Source organism: Kiloniellales bacterium, from assembly GCA_030066685.1.
In the GTDB taxonomy this organism is placed as follows: Bacteria; Pseudomonadota; Alphaproteobacteria; order Kiloniellales; family JAKSBE01; genus JAKSBE01.
Genome location: JASJBF010000023.1, coordinates 25,758 through 45,154 on the forward strand (window position 1 = coordinate 25,758; position 19,397 = coordinate 45,154).

11 protein-coding genes and 1 tRNA gene are annotated in these 19,397 nt (G+C 65.1%); 7 read left to right on the forward strand and 5 right to left on the reverse strand.

Translation table 11 applies throughout. The features are described from left to right. The first annotated feature begins 9 nt into the window (after positions 1 to 9). Together QNJ30_13925 and QNJ30_13930 are read left to right on the forward strand one after the other, a co-directional pair. Entirely contained in the window at positions 10 to 465 is a 456-nt protein-coding gene (locus QNJ30_13925; protein MDJ0944560.1) for a potassium channel family protein, read from the forward strand. Positions 466 to 559: 94 nt separating this feature from the next. Next, positions 560 to 1,963 carry an aspartate aminotransferase family protein gene (locus QNJ30_13930; protein MDJ0944561.1) on the forward strand — a complete coding sequence of 468 codons (1,404 nt, stop codon included), beginning with the start codon at positions 560 to 562 and terminating at the stop codon, positions 1,961 to 1,963. 184 nt (positions 1,964 to 2,147) lie between these two features. On the opposite strand, the gene QNJ30_13935 is transcribed toward QNJ30_13930, so the two are convergent. The 3 genes from QNJ30_13935 to QNJ30_13945 form a co-directional block, all read right to left on the reverse strand. After that, entirely contained in the window at positions 2,148 to 2,816 is a 669-nt protein-coding gene (locus tag QNJ30_13935; protein MDJ0944562.1) for a response regulator, read from the reverse strand. A gap of 222 nt (positions 2,817 to 3,038) precedes the next feature. Continuing rightward, entirely contained in the window at positions 3,039 to 3,521 is a 483-nt protein-coding gene (gpt, locus tag QNJ30_13940; GenBank protein ID MDJ0944563.1) for a xanthine phosphoribosyltransferase, read from the reverse strand. Between the two features lie 114 nt (positions 3,522 to 3,635). Continuing rightward, positions 3,636 to 4,073 (reverse strand): DUF4864 domain-containing protein, encoded by a 438-nt coding sequence (locus tag QNJ30_13945; protein MDJ0944564.1) that lies wholly within the window; start codon positions 4,071 to 4,073, stop codon positions 3,636 to 3,638. A 123-nt stretch (positions 4,074 to 4,196) separates the two neighbouring features. Between QNJ30_13945 and QNJ30_13950 the strand changes: the two genes are divergently transcribed. After that, entirely contained in the window at positions 4,197 to 5,813 is a 1,617-nt protein-coding gene (locus QNJ30_13950) for a gamma-glutamyltransferase (protein MDJ0944565.1), read from the forward strand. 334 nt (positions 5,814 to 6,147) lie between these two features. On the opposite strand, the gene QNJ30_13955 is transcribed toward QNJ30_13950, so the two are convergent. Both QNJ30_13955 and QNJ30_13960 read right to left on the reverse strand, forming a co-directional pair. After that, positions 6,148 to 6,654, reverse strand: coding sequence for a hypothetical protein (locus QNJ30_13955; GenBank protein MDJ0944566.1), 507 nt, complete (start codon positions 6,652 to 6,654; stop codon positions 6,148 to 6,150). Positions 6,655 to 6,787: 133 nt separating this feature from the next. Further along, entirely contained in the window at positions 6,788 to 7,279 is a 492-nt protein-coding gene (locus QNJ30_13960) for a hypothetical protein (protein MDJ0944567.1), read from the reverse strand. Positions 7,280 to 7,640: 361 nt separating this feature from the next. On the opposite strand from QNJ30_13960, the gene QNJ30_13965 reads away from it, so the two are divergent. The 4 genes from QNJ30_13965 to QNJ30_13980 all read left to right on the forward strand — a co-directional run bounded on the left by QNJ30_13965 (position 7,641) and on the right by QNJ30_13980 (position 19,247). Further along, positions 7,641 to 7,717, forward strand: a tRNA-Arg gene (locus tag QNJ30_13965). 817 nt (positions 7,718 to 8,534) lie between these two features. Next, positions 8,535 to 17,714, forward strand: coding sequence for a PKD domain-containing protein (locus QNJ30_13970; GenBank protein ID MDJ0944568.1), 9,180 nt, complete (start codon positions 8,535 to 8,537; stop codon positions 17,712 to 17,714). Between the two features lie 12 nt (positions 17,715 to 17,726). Further along, on the forward strand, positions 17,727 to 18,416 hold the full coding sequence (locus tag QNJ30_13975) for a tetratricopeptide repeat protein (protein ID MDJ0944569.1): 690 nt from the start codon (positions 17,727 to 17,729) through the stop codon (positions 18,414 to 18,416). 120 nt (positions 18,417 to 18,536) lie between these two features. Beyond that, complete coding sequence (locus QNJ30_13980; protein MDJ0944570.1) at positions 18,537 to 19,247, forward strand: tetratricopeptide repeat protein; 711 nt, start codon at positions 18,537 to 18,539, stop codon at positions 19,245 to 19,247. Positions 19,248 to 19,397 lie beyond the last annotated feature (150 nt).

Consider the following 19,397-nt stretch of genomic DNA (forward strand, 5'->3'; position numbering starts at 1 on the left):
AGCTCCGCCATGCTCGTCGCCATGGCCGTCACGGCCCTGCTGGTGCTGATGACCATCGCCATCCACTACGAGGCCTTGCGGCTGACCTCCGAGCTGGCGCCGAAGCTCTCCTTCCTGTCGCCCCGGCCGCGCCTGCTCTTCGTGGTCGCGGCGATCTTCGCCGCCCACACCCTGGAGGTCTCGCTCTGGGCCGTCGGCTACCATCTCGGCCTGCACTGGCTGGGCCTGGGCAGCTTCGGCGGCGAGCCGATCTCGACCCTGCCCGACATGGTCTACTTCTCGGTGGTCAGCTACACCACGCTCGGCATCGGCGACGTCTACCCGCTGGAGGGCCTGCGCCTTCTGGCCGGCGTCGAATCCCTGGCCGGCCTCCTGATGATCACCTGGTCGGCCTCCTTCACCTATCTGACCATGGAGACCTACTGGCCGCTGCACCGGGAGCGCCGCCCGACCAAGGCCGGATGAGGCCGGGCCCTACCCGAAATCGAGGTTTGCCATCGGCCGGCGGCAGGTTACCGTTGCGGCCTGGTTGCGACTGTGGGGGGAAGGGGTCGTTTCCGTGTCGCTGGACCTGAACGAGCTGCTCCGGGCGCGCGGGGCCGAGAAGTACGGCCTGTTCGAGCGCTATCTCAACGGCCAGCTGGTCCGCGTGCTCAAGACCATCGGCTTCGACGTCGACTACGTCCGCGGCGAGGGGGCCTACCTCTACGACCGCGAGGGCCGGAAGTACCTCGACCACCTCAGCGGCTTCGGCGTCTTCGCGATGGGCCGCAACCATCCGAGCGTCGCCGCCGCGCTGAGGCAGGTCCTGGACGGCCAGCTGGCCGGCATGGTGCAGCTCGACGTCTCGCCCCTGGCCGGGCTGCTCGGCGAGCGGCTGAACGGCTTCATGCCCTGGCTGGACAAGTACTACTTCTGCAACTCCGGCGCCGAGGCGGTGGAGGCGGCGCTCAAGTTCGCCCGCTGCGCGACCGGCCGGCGGCGCATCGTCTACTGCAGCCACGGCTATCACGGCCTCACCTACGGCGCGCTCTCGGTGACCGCGGACGCCCTCTACCGCGAGGGATTCGAGCCGCTGCTGCCGGACTGCGTCGAGGTGCCCTTCAACGACCTAGTGTCCCTGGAGCGGGAGCTGGCCAGGGGCGAGGTCGCCGCCTTCATCGTCGAGCCGATCCAGGGCAAGGGCGTCAACCTGCCCCGGGGCGACTACCTGGCCGAGGCGGCGCGGCTCTGCCGCAAGCACGGCGCGCTCTTCATCGCCGACGAGATCCAGTGCGGCCTGGGGCGCAGCGGCCGCTTCCTGGCCTGCGAGCACTGGGGGGTCGAGCCCGACATCGTGACCCTGGCCAAGGCGCTGTCGGGCGGCTTCGTGCCCCTGGGCGCGGTCGCCTGCCGGCGCGCTGTCTTCGACCGGGTCTTCGACCGCATGGACCGGGCGGTGGTCCACGGCTCGACCTTCTCCAAGAACGACATGGCCATGACGGCGGGTCTGGCGGCCCTGACCGTGCTCGAGGAGGAGGGCCTGATCGCGCGGGCCGAAGCCCGGGGCGAGGCGCTCATGGCCGCGCTGCGCGACCGCCTGGCGACCATGGAATTCGTCAAGGAGGTGCGCGGCAAGGGCCTGATGATCGGCCTGGAGCTCGGCGCGCCGCGCTCGCTCAAGCTCAAGGCCGCCTATGCCATGATCGAGCGGGCCCGCAAGGGCCTGTTCTGCCAGCTGCTGCTGATCCCGCTCTTGAAGGACCATCGGATCCTGGCCCAGGTCGCCGGCAGCGAGCTGCCGGTGATCAAGCTGCTGCCGGCGCTGGTGATCGAGGAGGCCGACATCGAATGGACCGTCGGCGCCTTCGAGGCCGTGCTCCGCCAGGCCCACAGCCTGGGCGGGGTCTGGGACCTGGGCCGAACCCTCGCCGGCCACGCCCTCAAGGCCCGCGCCGGCGACCCCGAGGCCAAGGTGGGCTAGGGGCGGGGAAGTCGCGGCTGTGCCTTGGCGGCGCGGTTTCTACTTTTAATGTCATCCCCGGACTCGATCCGGGGATCCATCGAAGGAACGGAACGCCGGACTGGGCCCCAAAATGACCGGCCTTGTGGATCCCCGGATCAAGTCCGGGGATGACAGGGGAGGAAAACCGAGTGGCCGGAGCCGCCTAGATGAACTTGACGCCGATCTTGTCGCCGTGGCGCCAGCAGAGGCGGCAGCGGCGGACCGGGCCGGAGTTCAGGGTCAGGATGAACTGCCGGGGCAGCTCCTTGTCCTGCAGGACCTTGATCGCGGCGCCGCTGTAGGAGAGGTTCACGATCACGCAGTCGACCGGGTCGTCGCAGACGATGCGGGCCGACTTGAGGGTGCGGAAGCGGCGGTGCACCCGGCGTTCGGCGGGGGTGTCGTCGAGCTCCGGCTCCTCGGGCGCGTCCGCCGGGGGCTTGAAGGCCGGCGACTCCGGCACCGCGGTCGCCTTGGCGTCCTTGATCGTCTCGTCGATCTTCTTGACCAGCTCGCCCTTGCTGAAGGGCTTGACCAGGAAGTGGTTGGCGCCGAAGGACACGCCGTCTGGCAGGCGGTCGCGGTCGACCAGCCCGGACTGGATCAGGAAGGGCGTGGAGACCCCGGACTCCCGGACCTGCTGGATCACCTCATAGCCGTCGATGTCCGGCAGCATGATGTCCAAGAGGATGACGTCGTAGTCCTTGGACCGGGCCAGGTCGATCGCCTGGTTGCCCGAATCGGTGGTCTCGCAGACATGGCCCGCCTGCTTGAGCATCAGCTCGACGGTGCGGGCCATGGCGTGATCGTCTTCGACGTAGAGGACGCGCATTTACTGCTCCGCCGCGGCAGTTCGCTAGATCAAGATCGGCTCAGATTGGATCGATCCGTGCCGTGAATCTTGATCTACTTGAACAGGTTAGAGCATGATTCACGCGTCACGCCGCTGCGGCGTGACACGACCATGCTCCAGGACCGCCGTTGTAGCGCCGAACTGCCTTAACAAGCGTTAACTGAGCGGGCTTTCCGTGCGCGCGGATTGCCGCGGCCGCGGCTACCTTCCCAGGCCGCCGCGGGCGATCGGCGGGACCGACTGGGGCTCGGTGTCCCAGGGAAAGAGGATCCAGGTGTCCTGGCTGACCTCGGTGATGAAGGTGTCGACCAGGGGCCGGCCGGCCGGCTTGGCGTAGACCGTGGCAAAGTGCGCCTTGGGCAGCATGTCGCGGACCACCTTGGCGGTCTTCCCGGTGTCGACCAGGTCGTCGATGATCAGCCAGCCCTCGCCGTCGCCCGGCACCTCCTTGAGGATCTTCGGCTCGCCGCGGGTCCGATCGTCGTAGGTGGCGATGCAGATGGTGTCGATCAGGCGGAGCTCCAGCTCGCGGGCGACGATGGCCGCCGGCACCAGGCCGCCGCGGGTCACCGCGACGACACCGGCCCAGGGGCCGCGCTCGATCAGGCGCCAGGCCAGGGCCTTGGAATCACGGTGCAGTTCCTGCCAGGAGACGGGAAAGGAGCGGTGATAGACGCCGGTCATGCTTGAGGATCCCGGAGTTGATCGAGGCTGCCCGCCGATTAAAGCGAAGCCCGGGGCCTGCCGCAACGCGAAGGGAGAGAACCTAGCGCCAAGCTTCGCCGCCGCTGCGCCGAGTCACGCGCCGGTGTCCTCGGGCTTGACCAGGTAGACCCCGTCGATCCGCCAGCGGCCGTCGGGCTGTTGGTCCATGATGTAGATCCCGAGGACCTCGCCCCCGTCGGGGCCGACGAAGAAGACCTCCTGGGCCGGCTGGCCCTGCACATCCCGGACGTCCTGGAACTCGAAGCGGCGCGGCCGGTAGACCGGCTGGTAGCCGCTGCGCACCATCGTCATGAAGGTCGCGGGATCGCCGAACATCTCCTGAATCTTGGGCGAGGCGAAGGCGAAGGCGCCGGCCGCATCGTCCCTCTGGAAGGCGGCGAGCTGGCTTTCGATCACCTTGCGGATCGCGCCACGCTCCGCAGCGTCGAGGCTCGATGCCTCCTGGGCGAGCGCGGTACCGCCGAGGGCGAGGAACAGGGCGGTAATCAGGCTTAGGATCTTGGTCGCCATGGCGAGGCCTCCGTGTTTTGCGCTAGCTTGCGCCTTCGTGCCCACCGTGAGGCTCGGCCGGTTGGCCTGCGGGCGCAGCGGCGTTTATTGATAATCTCTACGCCGCGCAGAAGGAGAGGGATCATGCTCAACACCCCGCGGGCCTACGGCGGGATGGTGACCGCCCCGCACCACCTCGCCGCCGAGGCCGGCCTGGGAATCCTGAGCGAGGGCGGCAACGCGGTCGAGGCCATGCTCGCCGCCGCGGCGACCGTCGCCGTGGTCTACCCGCACATGAACAGCCTGGGCGGCGATGGCTTCTGGCTGATCTCAGCCCCCGGCGCCGCGCCGCGGGCGATCGACGCGGCCGGCCATGCCGGGGCCGCGGTGACCCCGGACTTCTACCGCGACCGTGGCCTGGCCGAGATTCCGGCGCGCGGTCCCCTGGCGGTGAACACCGTGCCGGGCGCGGTCGCCGGCTGGGCCGCCGCGCTGGCGCAGGCCGCCGCCCTGGGCGGCCGCCTGCCGCTTTCGCGCCTGCTGGCGCCGGCGATCCACTACGCCGAGGCCGGGGCGCCGGTGACCCGGAGCCTCTTCGACACCACCACGGCCAAGCGCGGCGAGCTCGCGCCCCTGCCCGGTTTCGCCGAGACCTTCCTGCCCGGCGGCGCCGCGCCGGCGGTGGGCAGCCGCTTTCGCCAGCCGGCCCTGGCGGCCAGCCTGCGGCGCCTGGCCGAGGCCGGCCTCGACGACTTCTACCGCGGCGCGCTGGCGCGGGCCCTGGCCGCCGACCTGGCCGCGGCGGGTTCGCCGCTCACCGCCGCCGACCTCGAGGCCGGCGCGGCGGAAGAGGTCGAACCGCTCACCCTCGACCTGAAGCTGGCCGGCCGGCCCGAGGCCGGCGGGGCTCGGGTCTACAACCTGCCGCCGCCGACCCAGGGCCTGGCCTCGCTGATCATCCTCGGCCTCTTCGACCGCCTGGCCGTGGCCGAGGCCGAGGGCTTCGACCACATCCACGGCCTGGTCGAGGCGACCAAGCAGGCCTTCCTGGTCCGCGACCGGGAGGTCGCCGATCCCGGAGCCATGGCGGCGCCGGCCCAGGACTTCCTGGCGGCCGCGCGACTCGACGCCCTGGCCGCGGCGATCGACCGGCGCCGGGCCCTGGCCTGGCCGCAGCCGGCGCCGGGGCCGGGCGACACCGTCTGGCTGGCCGCGGCCGACGCCGAGGGCCGGGTGGTCAGCTACATCCAGAGCATCTTCTGGGAGTTCGGCTCGGGCGTGGTCTCGGCGGAGACCGGGATCCTGCTGCAGAACCGGGGCAGCAGCTTCGCCCTCGACCCGGCGCTGCCGCGGGCCGCGGTGCCGGGCCGCAAGCCCTTCCACACCCTGAACCCGGCGCTCGCGGTCTTCGGCGACGGCCGGGTCCTGGCCTACGGCTGCATGGGCGGCGAGGGCCAGCCCCAGACCCAGGCGGCGGTCTTCAGCCGCTACGCCGGATTCGGCCAGGAGCTGCAGACCGCGGTGACCGCGCCGCGCTGGCTGCTCGGCCGGGCCTGGGGCGCCGAGAGCACGACCCTGAAGCTGGAGCGCCGCTTCGCGCCGGCGCTGATCGACGCCCTCGAGGCGGCCGGCCATGACGTCGAGCCGGTCGCCGAGATCACCGACCTGATGGGCCACGCCGGCGCGGTGGTCCGCCACGACGACGGGCTCCTGGAGGGCGCCAGCGACCCGCGCAGCGACGGCGCGGTCGCGGCGCTCTGAGGCTGTGCGGGTGGGCGCGGTTCGATCAGGAATACCGTGAGAAGGCTGGTTCGCCGCCGGTTTGCAAAGACCGTTGTGTCACCCCCACCCGCGCGAAGCGCCGCGCTGCGCGCCCCATCCCCCATCAAGGGGGAGGGAGCAAGACTGAGCCCGCCGCTCACTTAAGCCCTCCCACATCAAGGGGGAGGGAGACGTAGGCGGCCGCTGGCTTCAAAGCCCTCCCCCTTGATGGGGGAGGGTTGGGAGGGGGTGGCTCTCCGAGGGACCTAAGGTCAGCACGAGCGGGCAGTCGACGGGCGAGAGGGGAGGCTCTCGTCTTCGCCTTTACCGCCCTTCAACCCTGGTCGCTGGGGTAGGCGGCGGTGGCGGTGCCGCTGGGGTCGCCGCGGACGCCCCAGAGGATCTCGTAGCTGACGTCGTAGACCGCGCTGCCCGTCGGCTCGCCGCCGAGGACCGAGCCGTCGAAGTAGAACTTGTAGATGCCGGATTCCGGGATCACGAACTCGGCGCGGCCGCTGCCGGAGCGCTCCACCTTGTGTACGAAGTGCGGGCCCTGGCCGATCGGCGCGCCCAGCTTGTGCAGGCCGAGGCGCAGGCTGCCCTGGCGGACCTCGGCGTCGTAGTCGACGAAGGCGACCTGGCCCTCGCGCAGATAGAAGTACTTCAGGCCCAGGCCGAAGCCGTTGCCCCTGGTGCTGACGAAGGTGTGGAAGGTCTTGTTGTCGCGCTCGAAGCCCAGGGTCTCGATCAGGCCGCCCTGGACCGCGCCGAAGAGGAAGAAGCCGCCGGCCAGGCCGAGGGCGAGCAACTCCAGGGTCAGCTTCGCGGGCTTGATCGCCATGACCGCCTTTTCGCGCCGGGGACAAAGTGCGGGGAGGCGCCCAGCATCGCAGACCGGGCTTAGCGAAAGCCTAAAAAGCCTAAGGTGGCGGCGGCGGAACCGGCGCCGGTCGCGCGCGCCTCGGCCCGGCGGCTCAGCGCAGGTAGATGCGGACCTCGCCGATCGCCGAGCTCAGGTTGGTGGTCGCGGAGAGCGAGAGCCGCTCGGGCGCCAGGCCCAGGTCGCCGGCCAGGTAGTTCAGGACCCGCTCGGCCTGCTGCCGGGTCAGGGTCTCGGCCCGGCTGCGCTCGTCCGGGCTGCCGCGGCCGGGCCGCACCGCGACCAGGTCGAAGCGCGCCTCGGGGCGCAGGCGCAGGACCTGCTCGACGGTCTCGCCGAGCGGCGTCTCGAAGGCGATGTCGGGGCGGTCGCTGCGGATCACCATCAGCGGCTCCAGCGCCGTCTCCTCGATCGCCGCCACGTCGCCCGTGGGCAGCGGAATCGGCTCGGGCGCCGGGGCCGCGCCCCGGGCCTCGATGCCTTCCGGCGGGCTGTCGGGCCAGAGCGTCTCGTCGGCGAACTGGCAGGCCGCCAGGCCCCCCGCCAAGCCGCCCAGAACCAACGCCCGAAGCCACCAGCCGCCCATCGCAGCCTCTCCGTTTCCTCTGTCCTGCCGCGCCCGACTGTGCGAATCGGCACGGCCCGCCTGCCGGCAATCTAGGGCATTATCCGATCTGATGGAATCGCTTCGCGATGCATCCGGCCGGATGTAATGCCCTTTTCGCAGTGTTTTGGCGCAGGGCTCCCGGCCGGAGCCGCGTGCGTCTGATCGGGACCTGCGCTGTGGGCGAGTGGCCGCCTTCGGCACCTGCGTCGGGCGCCGGCGCAGCCAAAAAGCCCGCCGAACCGGCCCGCGCAGGAGGCTTGCATTGCCACAGGGCAATCGATAATCTCCGCCCGCCTTGAGCCGGGCCTCCAGCGGCCCGGCCCAAGCCTCCATCGCCAGCGCGCCCGTAGCTCAACTGGATAGAGCACCTGACTACGGATCAGGAGGTTGGGAGTTCGAATCTTCCCGGGCGCGCCAGGATTTCAGAGACTTCTAGAAGTTCAGACCTCGACTTTGCTTTGCTAGCAACCAGCTAGCAACTTGTAAGTCGAGCCTCGGCGTTCGCCCAAGCTGCGCAAGCCCAGAAGATGCGACACTCCGCAACCTCACGTCCTGCAAGGACCTCTGCGGTGAGATTCTGAGTTCGATCGGTCTCCATCGATCAGACTGGATGTGTCTGGCCGCTGCCTCAGGAGCGGCAAAGGCTTTGAGTGCGAGTCTCCAATCCGCAGCCGCGACATCGGACTCCAGTCACTTCGTCAACGCATCCGCCTTGTGGAAAAGATGGCCCGCTCTTTGAGCAAACTCCTGGAATTGCAGATGTCTTAACCAGTAACACTCTGAGTTGCTTTTTTTAGAAATACACGCTATGATAGTTCGCAAAATCCGGGCGATGGCACTGCCGAATTCGAGCAGCCAGAGAAGAGGCCGGACTCCGACGGCAACCAGCCTGGAAACCAAGAAAAGAGGCACACGCTCGCCCAAAAGGACAGGGAAGGGGGAAGTGTCGTGCAAGGAACGCACGACGGCTTGGCAGGATCCCACTACAGTCGTGCAGACACCTCGCGACAAGTTTCTGAATTTATTATCTTAATTTTCTTTTCTCCTGGGGCGATGCAGTCTGCGGGGGGCGCAAGCGGCGGCACGTGTCTCCCGTCACTGGGTTCCCGCCTGAGGACTAGTCTCCGCTTCAAGGACCAATCCGACAAAACGCCGACCTCGCTTGCAAGGGTTCGGCGCCGGGTCGCGACACACCACGGCTTGGCGCGATCTGCGCCTGCCAAAAGGAGGGGTCATGCGTAGGATTAAACTTAAGATTGCATCAGTTAGCGCGGCGAGCGTTTTCGGTGCCGCCTGCCTCCTCCTGGTGCCTGGGTGGGGAGCGAAGCTGACGGGTCTCTTCCCCGAGGTCGATACCCAGTTGATTCGCGCGGCGTCCGCACAAAGCACCACGGTGCCGGTCGCCAAGGCGGGTCGAGATCTCAAGGCGGCGCCCGGCAACGTCGTCGTGTTGGACGGCAGCGCTTCGAACGACGCCGACGGAGACCAGCTCGCCTACAGCTGGACCTTGACCTCTGTGCCCACGGGCAGTCTCGCGGCCCTATCCGACGCCTCGGCGATCCGGCCGAGCTTCGAGGTCGACCTCGCCGGCGATTACGTCGCGCAGCTGGTCGTCAACGACGGGACCCAGGACAGCCCGGCCGACACGGTTGTCGTCAGCACCGACAATCTCGCGCCGGTCGCCGATACCGGCACCGCTCAGACCGTCGCGCTGGGCGCCACCGCAACCCTGGACGCGACAGCGTCGAGCGACGCTGACGGCGACCGACTCACCTACACCTGGTCTCTGACCCAGATCCCGGCCGGCAGTGCCGCGGTCCTCTCCGATCCCGCGGCCCTTCGGCCGAGCTTCACGGTCGATCTCGGTGGCGACTATGTCGCCAGCCTGACGGTCGACGACGGCGTCGCGACCAGTGCCGCCGCCGAGGTCGTGGTCTCGACGACCGACAGCCTTCCCGTAGCGGACGCCGGACCGGAGCAGCCGGCCACGGTCGGCCAGAGCCTACGCATGCGCCTCGACCGCAGCTTCGACGTCGACGGCGACCTGATCACGCGCTTCAACTGGGCTCTGATCGCCAAGCCCTCGGCAAGCACCGCGGCCTTGACGCCGGCCGAGGGCGACGGCGGGCTCTCGGCGGGGACGCTGCCCGCGCTGACCCTCGATCAGGCCGGGACCTACGTGGTCCAACTGGGCGTCGAAACGGAGGGCGGCGGCAGCCAGTTGGACACCGCCGTCATCACGACCGGAAACGCCAAGCCCGTTGCCGATGCCGGCGCGGACCAAACGGTTCTGCCGGGCGACTTCGTCGTGCTCAACGGCGCCGGCGCCACCGACCGCGACGGCGACGCTTTGTCGTACAGCTGGGCACTCCTGTCTGCGCCCGCCGGCAGCACGGCGGTTCTGAATGCGCCCGGCGAGGTGACTCCCGGCTTCACGGCGGACCTGGCCGGGACCTACGTCGCCCAGTTGATCGTCAGCGACGGCACGCTGCAGAGCGCGCCCGACACGGTCGTGATCACGACCGACGACGCGCGGCCCTTCGCTGCGGCGGGGCCCGACCAGCGGGCCAGCGTCGGCACGACGCTGCAGCTCGACGGCAGCGGCTCCGGCGATGCCGACGGCGATGCCCTCACCTACGACTGGAGCCTCATCGGCCTGCCCTCGGACGGTGGCGGCGGCGGCTTCGCCGTGCTTAACCCTCAGACCGGCACGGGCTCGATCCCGGGCTATGCCCTGGGCGCGGAGGACGACCGAGTCCTGATCGTGGGCGTGGTGACCAACACGACCGCGACCAGTGCGATCGACGTCCGATTTGACGGCACGCCGATGCAGGAGGTCGTCAACACCACGAGCTTCTCCATCCGGACGGCGCTGTTCCAGCTCGTGGAGGCGGATCTCGGCGCCGGCGCCCGTAGCGGCGACATCACGGTCACGGTGAACGGCTCGACACCCATCGTGACCGAAATCACGGCCTTCTACCTGACCGGTATCGATCAGACCCGCCTGGCGCGCTCGACCATCAGCTCGGCCCCGCTCTTCGGCTCCGCGACCTCGGCCACGACCACCCTGACGCCGCTGAGCGACCAGACCGTCGTGATCAGCATCCTGGGCCTCGGCAGCAGCCAAATCTGGACCCCCGGGGCGGGCGAGACGGAGATCAACCTTCGCGCCGGCTTCAACGGCGCGATCGGGGCCAGCTTCGAAGAGGCGCCGCTGGCCGAGCCCGTGAGCATGAGCTGGTCCGGCCCCTCGGCGCCGACCCCGACGATCATCCTGGCGACCTACGGCCTCCTTTTCGGAGGCGGCGGGGGCGGCCTCAGCCTGGCCGAGCTCGACGACCCGAGCCTGCCCAACCCGAGCTTCCTTCCGGACCTGGACGGCAGCTATCTCGCGCAGCTGATCGTCAATGACGGCAGCCTGGACAGCGCCCCGGACCTCGTCCTGGCGTCGACCGAGAACGGCCGGCCGCTGGCCAAGGCCGGCAACGACCAGACGGTTGGCGGTGGCGACCTCGTCACGCTCGACGGCAGCGGATCGAGCGACCCCGACGGCGATGCCGTCACCTTCAGCTGGGCCCTCCTGCAGGTGCCGGAGGGCAGCGCGGCGGCACTCAGCGATCCCGGCGTCGCGCGGCCGACCTTCACCGCGGACCTGGTCGGCAGCTATGTCGCCCAGCTGATCGTCGCGGAAGCGGCGGGCGAGCAGCTGGAGAGCGACCCGGTGACGGTCCTGGTCACGGTCGCGAACACCGCGCCGGTCGCCGATGCCGGGCCGGATCGGGTCGTGCGGACCAACATCTTGGTTCAGCTCGACGGTTCGGGCTCGAGCGATCCGGACGGCGACGCGCTGAGCTTCAGTTGGACCTTGGTGACCAAGCCCCTGAACTCGACTGCCGAGCTGGTCGGCGCCGACACCATCGATCCGCAGTTGGCGCCCGACCTGGCCGGCGACTACGTGATCGAGCTGGTCGTCAGCGACGGCCTCGCCGCCTCGGCGCCCGACAGTGTCACGATCACAGCGACCGACCAGGCGCCGATCGCCGATGCCGGCCCGGACCAGAGCGTCCAGCCCGGCGCGCTGGTCAACCTCGACGGCTCCGGGTCCTTCGATCCGGACGGCCAGGCGATCAGCCTCTCCTGGCGCTTCACCACCCTGCCCGGCGGCAGCACCGCCACCCTCGCCGGCGCCGACACGGCGACGCCCAGCTTCACCGCCGATGTGGCCGGCATCTACGTCGCCGAGCTGACCGTCTCGGACGGCGCCTTCGATTCGCTCGACACGGTGGCCGTTCGCGCCGTCGTGGCTTCGACCAACAACCCGCCAGTCCTCGACCCGATCGGCAACCAGACGGTCGCCTTGGGCTCGACCTTGTCGCTGAGCCTGACGGCGAGCGATCCCGACGGCGACGATCTCGCCTTCACGGCATCGCCGCTTCCGCTGCCCGCCGGCGCCAGCCTCAACAGCGCCACCGGCGCGTTCACCTTCGCGCCCGACGAGACGCAGGTCGGCGACCTGCAGATCACCTTCATCGTCACCGACGGGGTCCTGAGCGACTCCGAGGCGATCACGATCACGGTCCAGGCTGCGCCGCCCGGCGGTCAGACGGCGCTCGCGGGCCGACTCCTGGACACGAACGACTTCGTGAACAGCATCGAGACGCCGGTGGTCGGCGCGACGGTCTCGATCCTGGGCAGCGGGGTCACGGCCACCAGCGACGCGAACGGCAACTTCACTTTGACCGGCATTTCTGGCGGCAGTCAGGTCTTCGATATCGATGTCTCGACCGCGAACCTCGCGCCGGACGGCTCGCCCTACGCGGGCTTCCGCGAGGCCTTGCAGCTGATCCCGAACGTGACCAACGTCGTCGAGCGTCCCTTCTTCCTGCCGCGCGTCGAGACCGCCAGCCTGACGACGGTCGATCCGGCCGTCACGACCGTGGTCGAGAACACCAGACTCGGAATCCGCCTGGAGATCCCGCCCGGCTCCGCCAAGAACACCGACGGCACGGACTTCACCGGGCAGGTCTCGATCTCGGAGGTGCCTCTTGCCCTCGCGCCGGCCGCCCTGCCGGAGGAGCTGGAGCCCGGCCTGCTGATCACGATCCAGCCCGTGGGCGTGATCTTTGATCCGCCGGCACCGATCACCTTTCCCAACATCGATCAGGGAAGCCCCGGAGAGCTCTTCGACGTTTGGTCCCTGGATCCCGAGATTGGGCAATTCGTCATCGTCGGGGTCAATGAGGTCAGCGGCGATTCGGCGACGCTCGATCCCGTCGTCGGTGGCATAAGGCGGGCCGATTGGCATCTTTCCATTCCGCCCGCTCTGGCGGGGGATAGCAGCGGAAACAACGGGAAAAATGAAGACCCTGACAACTGTCCTGACTGCAACTCGGGCTCCACGACCAGCCCGGCCGATGGCAACCTGTCGATCTCCCACGATCTCGTCAGTTACCGGTCTTTAAGCCAAGCACGAGATTTGCGGCTGATATACAACAGCAAGCTTGCAGACCCGCGCCCGATCCTTTTCACCGATGCGACAATCTCGAAGTTCGCTGCCTTCCCCTCCCTGCTCTCGACACGCCTGCGCGTCGCGGGCCAAAGCCAGGACGTGGAGGTCTTCACGACGACCGCCGGGCTGTCGAGCGTTCAAGATGAGACGGTCCGTCAAGCGGTTCAATTCGATGCCAGCCAGGTGGCCACGGGCGTTTATCCCTACCAGCTCTTCGTCACGAGCAACTACACCCGCTCCCGCCTGTCCTCTCGAATCACGGGCGACTTGCTCATCAATAACCAGAAGAACAGCGCTTTCGGCGCCGGCTGGACCTTGGAAGGCCTCAGCCGCATTCATGCCGACGGTGCCCGCCTGGTTCTGACCGAGGGCAACGGCGCCATCCTGCGTTTCTTTCCCACGGGGGAGCTGGACTTTTCGAACCGCAAGGATTTCGGAGAGGATCCGAACAGCGACTTCATCACCTCTCCCTTCGTCGGCGACATTGACGGTGACGGCAAGGTTGATGTTCTGGTCGAGAAGCTCGTCGAGAACGTCATCGAAGTCTACATCAATGACGGACGAGGAAGGTTCGCGTTCCGGCAAGCGCTGCCGGGCAATCAGGTCACCGGCGAGATGGCCGTCGGCGATTTCAACGGCGACGGCATCAAGGATATCGCCGCCGCGACCTTCCAGAACGAGCTCTACTATTTCAAGGGTCTGGGATCGGGCTTCTTCGCGGACGGCATCCTCGCCGTTACGAGTTCGGCGACCATTCCCTATGTCACCTCCGCAGATTTCGATCTCGACGGCATCGATGACATCCTCTGGGACATGAACGTGATCAAGGGAAGCGTCACCGAGACCTTCTCGATCGATACCGCGCTCATCGGGTTCAGAGGCCGCGGGGCGGCGATCGCGGACTTCAACAAGGACGGTCTCCCAGACATCGCTCGCGCGTTGCATGATTCGGACCGGCTTGTTGTGGCGCTCAATGTCGAAGGGCAGTCCAATTTCTCCCAGACGACAATCAACGACGTCGGCGCGGTCACGTCGTCGCAGTCGCCCAGCACCATCCGCCTCATCGCTGCGGGTGACGTCAACGGCGACAGCAACATCGACATCGTGTTGCGGAACGGTTTCCCCGAACAGACCGTCTCGATCCTTCTGGGCGATGGCCTGGGTGGCTTCGCGCCAAGGTCTATTTTGAACACCACGGGCAGCGGGAACGTCGTTGATGTCGCAGATCTCGACGGCGACCGGTCGAACGACATCTTCGTCGGTGGACCGACCTCAGTTGTACATCTTGGCAACAGTCTCGGGGATTTCTCCGCCGGCATCGGGATAACGGCCTTGGCCGGTGGGCAGCCCAGGGTGCTTGGTGACGTCGATGACGATGGACTTGTCGACCTCTTCACGACGCGCGCAAGCGCGGCGGATCCAGACTCGGCTTTTTCCATCCACCTCAATGGGGCCGCGGCAACGCCACTCGAGTTCGCAGCACCGGCCGGAGATTTTTCGGCTCTTGTTAGAAATCCAGACAGTAGCTTCACGCGTCGGCTAAGGAACGGGACAGAGATCAACTACGACCCTGAAGGCCTGCAGAGTTCCATCGTCGATCCCAACGGCAACACGACTTTGTACACACATGATGGAGATGGGCGCCTCCTTTCTATAACCGACCCCGTCGGTCTCGCAACGTCATTCACCTACGCGGCTGGGCTTCTGTCGAGTATCACCGATCCTGCCAACCGAGTAACGAGCTTCACGCAGGATTCGGCCGGAAACCTGATCCGGATCACAGATCCGGATGGCTCCTCAAGGCGATTCGACTACGACGAGCGCAATCTGCTCACATCACAGATCTCCAAGCGCGGCTTTGCAAGCGACTACGGTTACAACTTCGCCGGGCAGAACACCTCTAGTAGCCTGCCTGATGGCGCTGTCGTGGCAGTGAGCCCTGCAAACACACTTGGCTTGGTGGATCCTTCGCTAGGACAAGGCACGGAGACCAATCCTGCACCGAATGTCAGACCCGAAACTGCGGTTGGAACCTTCTCGGATGCTCTGGGTAACCCCGTGGAATTCTCGGTGAACGTCTTCGGATCAACGACAGAAACCTCAGATGCCCTTGGCCGGACTACCCAAGTTGAGCGAGATCAGAACAACAATGCAGTAGTGATCACAACGCGCAACGGACGTGTCGATGAGTTCCAATATGACGACCGTGGCAACGTGATTTTGGAGCGCAATGCGGTCGGCACTTCTCTTCAACGTGAGAGACGATTTGAGCACGAAGACCAATTCAATCGGCTGGTCCGTCGCGTGGACTTCGCTGGGAACGAAGAAAGGTTCGAATACGATGCCTCTGGGAACATCAAGAAGACGATTGACCAGAAAGGCGGCGAAAGAACCTTTGAATATGACAGCAAGGGCTTGCTTCTGTCGACGACGGACGAACGAGGGAAGGTTCTTACGCTCACCTACGATAGCCTCGGCAATCTGGAGAGCGTAGTCGACCCCGAAGGCAGCACGACAGTCTTTGAGAAAGATCCGGCGGGCAATGTCGTTCGGATTGTAGAGGGGGCAGGTAGCATCGCAGAGCGTGACGCGACTGCAAGCTATGATTCGATGAACCGAGTTCTTTCCGCGACGAATGGAGAGGGCGCAACAACGGCTTTCGAATACGATGCGGCGGGCAATTTGGTCGAGAGAATATCTGCGACCGGTGAGGTTCTGAGGAGGGCCTACGATGAGCTGGAACGGGTCATCGAGATTGACGACCCGATCGAAGGCGCCACTGAGTTCGTCTACGACTTCAATGGCAACCTAATCGAATCGGTCGATGCGCGCGGCGGATTGACCACGTTCGAGTACGACGTTGTGGGGCAGCTCTTCAAGTCAGTGGACGCAATCGGTGGCATCGAGGAGCTCGATTACGATCCCAACGGCAATTTGACCAAGATTACCAATAGCTTGCTTCAAGAGACCATTTTCTCCTATGATCTTTTCGACCGGCTCGAATCAGAGGTGGATCATCTCGGCAATCAGCTAAGCTTCGAATACGATCCCCGCGACAATCTTACAAGGACTACAGAGCCGAGCGGTGACAGCTTCGTAATTGACTACGACGAATTGTCCCGAATCACACGTGTTACGGCGCCGGACGACGTTATCGATCTGTCGTATGACGCCAGAGGGAACGTTCTGACGCTGTCTGACAACGACAGTGCCCTGATCTTCACCTATGATGGAGTGGGCCGTGTCCTCACCGAGGCCACGGCAGCGGGGGGCGTCCAGCCGCTGGTTACCTTGACCAATACGTATGATGAGGTCGGCAACAGGGTCGCGCTTTCCGATACCGAAGGGGGCGCGACACAGTTCGCCTTCGACGCGGCCGGTCGGCTTACACGGCTCATCACCGCCCTGAGTCAAGCCATCGACCTCACCTACGACCCAGCGGGGCGCTTGGAGGAGGTTGCCTATCCGAACACGACCGTATCGGCGTTTGGCTACGACACTCGTGGCCGGTTGACGCAGCTTGACTACAAGCGAGGGTCGACGCCGTTCGCGACCTTCACTTATGCCTACGATGCGATCAGCAATATCACCTCTATTGATGAGGGAACTCAGTTCCGTGCATTTCAATATGACGCGCTCCAAAGACTGACGGCTGGAGGTTCGGATGGGCTAACGGAAAGCTATTCCTACGACCTTCTCGGCAACAGAACGACATCACACCTATCCATTTCACATACGCACGACGGCATCAATCGCTTGTTGGAGGACGAAGATTTCACCTACACGTATGACACTGACGGGAATCTCGAAAGCAAGACGAGGAAGACGAGTGGTGCGGTAACGACGACCTATACTTACAATGCACGAAACCAGCTAGTGCGCGTAGATCTGCCTGGAGGAGGGGTCGCTGAATACAAGTATGACGCAATTGGCCGTCGGATCACAAAGACAGTCGATGGTCTGACTACATCCTTTATCTACGATGGCGAGAATATTCTTCTTGAATTCGATGATGCTGGTGTTCTGTCGGCACGCTATGACTATGGGCCGGGCCGCGACCGCCCGCTGGTGCAGACACGGGGTACTCAGAGCTTCTTCTTTCATGCAGACCATAGAGGTTCGGTACGCAGGATCACGGATGGGTCGGGGTTCGTGGTCAACTCATATAGCTACGACTCCTACGGAAACGTCGAGTCGGCGATCGAAGGTGTTGCGAACAGCTTTACCTTCACCGGCCGTGAGCGGGACGTTGAGACCGGGCTCTATTTCTATCGCGCCCGATACTATGACCCAACGAGCGGCCGATTCCTGAGCAAGGACCCCTTGGGCCTTGCCACAGGCGACGCAAATTTCTTCCGCTACGTCGGAAACAATCCCATCAACCGTGTGGATCCGAGCGGAAGGTTGCCCTTTGCGCTGCCTTTCGCTCCGCAAGCGGCGGCGGCTTTCGTCGCGGCGGCGAAGGTGTTCGTGGAGGTTGCAGTAACGGCAGGCGTGGCGGTGCTAGCTGTCGTCCAAGGGGAGCGGCTTGTCGAGCAGGCGACCACGAGCAACAATGGTGATGGCAACGAGGGCGGGAAGATCTTGCCCTTCCCACCTCCATCTAGAGCTAAGCCCACGACCGGCGCAGGGACCCAATCCAATGCGAGCGACGAAAGGCGGAATTGTGAACAAGACATCTGCGAGCTACAAACCCGCGTACTCGTTGGCCGAAAGCTTTCGGCCGCGGCAAAGCTCATCAGTCAAGCAGAGAATCCGGCTGCATTCGGAACCCAAAAGCTGTTCATGCTGGCCGTCGAGATCAGAGAGCTGAATCGTGACATAATGCTCCACAATGATGTTCGCTGTCCTGAGCCAAGGTATTACGTGCAGCCACTGACGATACCACCGGAATTCGGTATGTGAGGCATGACGCTCTTGAGTCTTGACATCGAGTTGCTTGAGAATATGGGCAATGCCGCAGATCCTTGGGCGGAAGCTGCGCTGGGGTTTCTACATGAGATTGGAGGAGGGACCGCAAAGGACCTCCGACTTGCAGGAGAGTGGTATGGACGGTCTGCTGGACGCGGCTGCGATTTCGCGAACTACTGCCTGTTGGAAATGCAGCTCGAGCGCAGGGAACAAGCAGCTAGAGAGGCCGTTATGCGATCGGCAGAAAGTGGGTATCCTTTGGCTCAAACGGCTCTGGCAACGATTTACCTTCTGGGTCGTGGCGGGCCACGGAACCTGCGCGCGGCCTACAAATGGGTCAAAGCATCAGCGGACCAAGGCTATGTCCCTTCCCTTCGGCTGATTGCGTTGATGCTTCTGGATGGAGAAGGGACGACCGCCGATCTTAATCTCGCCAAGGAATACCTGAGGCAGGCAGCTGAGCTTGGTAGTGCGGATGCAAGCCATACCTTGGCTGGGATCCTGATCTACCAGGACAAAGATAAGAATCCGAAGGAAGCGCTCAGGCTGTTGAAGTTTGCTGCTTCGAATGGTGTATTTTATTCACTGTTGGAGTTGGCAACGGCATACAATAAGGGAAGCCATGGACTCTCCCGTGATTCCGATCTTAGTATTTTTCTCCTTTCGCTCTGTGATGGTGAAGAGGAATTGCGTTGAGGGCGAGATTTGAGGCCTCGTCAAGTCAGCTGATCGACTCATCCCAACGAGTGTTTCGGGTTAAATCGGAGCAGTTGGCAGACTGACCCCGACAAAGAGCTATTGTAGAAGATGGAAGGCATGGATATCGACAGCTTGCTCCACGTCGCGGATTGGGGAGATCCCTATGCGCAGGTGCTCGCCGGCTACCTTGCTGAAAATGGCTTTGGAATGCAAAAAGGTCCAAAGCTTGCCGAGGGCTGGTACCGGAGGGCCGCCGAGCAGGGGTTCGCTCAAGGGCAATTCGCCCTTGCCTGCCTTCTGGAGGAAAGCGATCCTGATCAAGGCGTGTACTGGCTGACCGAAGCCGCAAACGCCGAGTATCCCGCGGCAGAGCAAGCGCTTGCCAGACGCTACTGGCAGGGGCGGCCGCCAACCGTGCCCGAGCCTGGGCTCGCTTTCAAGTGGATGAAATCGGCGGCCGACCGCCTCTTCGTTCCCGCCCTGCTGGACCTTTCTAAAATGTACGACCTCGGGGTCGGGACCACTGCCGACAGGGAGCAAGCAGATCTCTGCCTCTTGAAGGCGGCGAAGGCTGGCAGCCCCGTCGCGGCCTCGAAGCTCGGGAAACGCCTGCTCGAACGCGGTGGTGAGGAGAATGTCGAAGGAGGCCTCCATTGGGTAAAGTGGGCCGCCTCCAACCGCGATCCCGCAGCCTTCGAGTGTCTTGCCGACATTTACCAGCATGGCAGGTTCGGTATGCGCAAAGATCCCCATATCGCGGAAGTCTTTGCCGGACTCGCCAAAAACCTGCCGAACCTGCACCGTTTGAACCAGCGCGCCGAAGACTAAGCAATAGTGTCCAGGGTCTTTCGCATATGCGATGCCTGTGAGACGACCACCAAAGACGTAATCAATAGGTTGGGGCTTTAATTGCCGCTGAAAGCGAAGCCAATTCAGAGTACTAAGCGGTTCTTTCGGGCCTTCGAATTGCCATAGCAA

Bases quoted from the DNA above. Each gene is read 5' to 3' on its own strand.
- QNJ30_13925 (MDJ0944560.1), top strand. From the start codon at position 10: ATGCTCGTCGCCATGGCCGTCACGGCCCTGCTGGTGCTGATGACCATC.
- QNJ30_13935 (MDJ0944562.1), bottom strand. From the start codon at position 2,816: ATGCGCGTCCTCTACGTCGAAGACGATCACGCCATGGCCCGCACCGTC.
- gpt (MDJ0944563.1), bottom strand. From the start codon at position 3,521: ATGACCGGCGTCTATCACCGCTCCTTTCCCGTCTCCTGGCAGGAACTG.
- QNJ30_13945 (MDJ0944564.1), bottom strand. From the start codon at position 4,073: ATGGCGACCAAGATCCTAAGCCTGATTACCGCCCTGTTCCTCGCCCTC.
- QNJ30_13950 (MDJ0944565.1), top strand. From the start codon at position 4,197: ATGCTCAACACCCCGCGGGCCTACGGCGGGATGGTGACCGCCCCGCAC.
- QNJ30_13955 (MDJ0944566.1), bottom strand. From the start codon at position 6,654: ATGGCGATCAAGCCCGCGAAGCTGACCCTGGAGTTGCTCGCCCTCGGC.
- QNJ30_13960 (MDJ0944567.1), bottom strand. From the start codon at position 7,279: ATGGGCGGCTGGTGGCTTCGGGCGTTGGTTCTGGGCGGCTTGGCGGGG.
- QNJ30_13970 (MDJ0944568.1), top strand. From the start codon at position 8,535: ATGCGTAGGATTAAACTTAAGATTGCATCAGTTAGCGCGGCGAGCGTT.
- QNJ30_13980 (MDJ0944570.1), top strand. From the start codon at position 18,537: ATGGATATCGACAGCTTGCTCCACGTCGCGGATTGGGGAGATCCCTAT.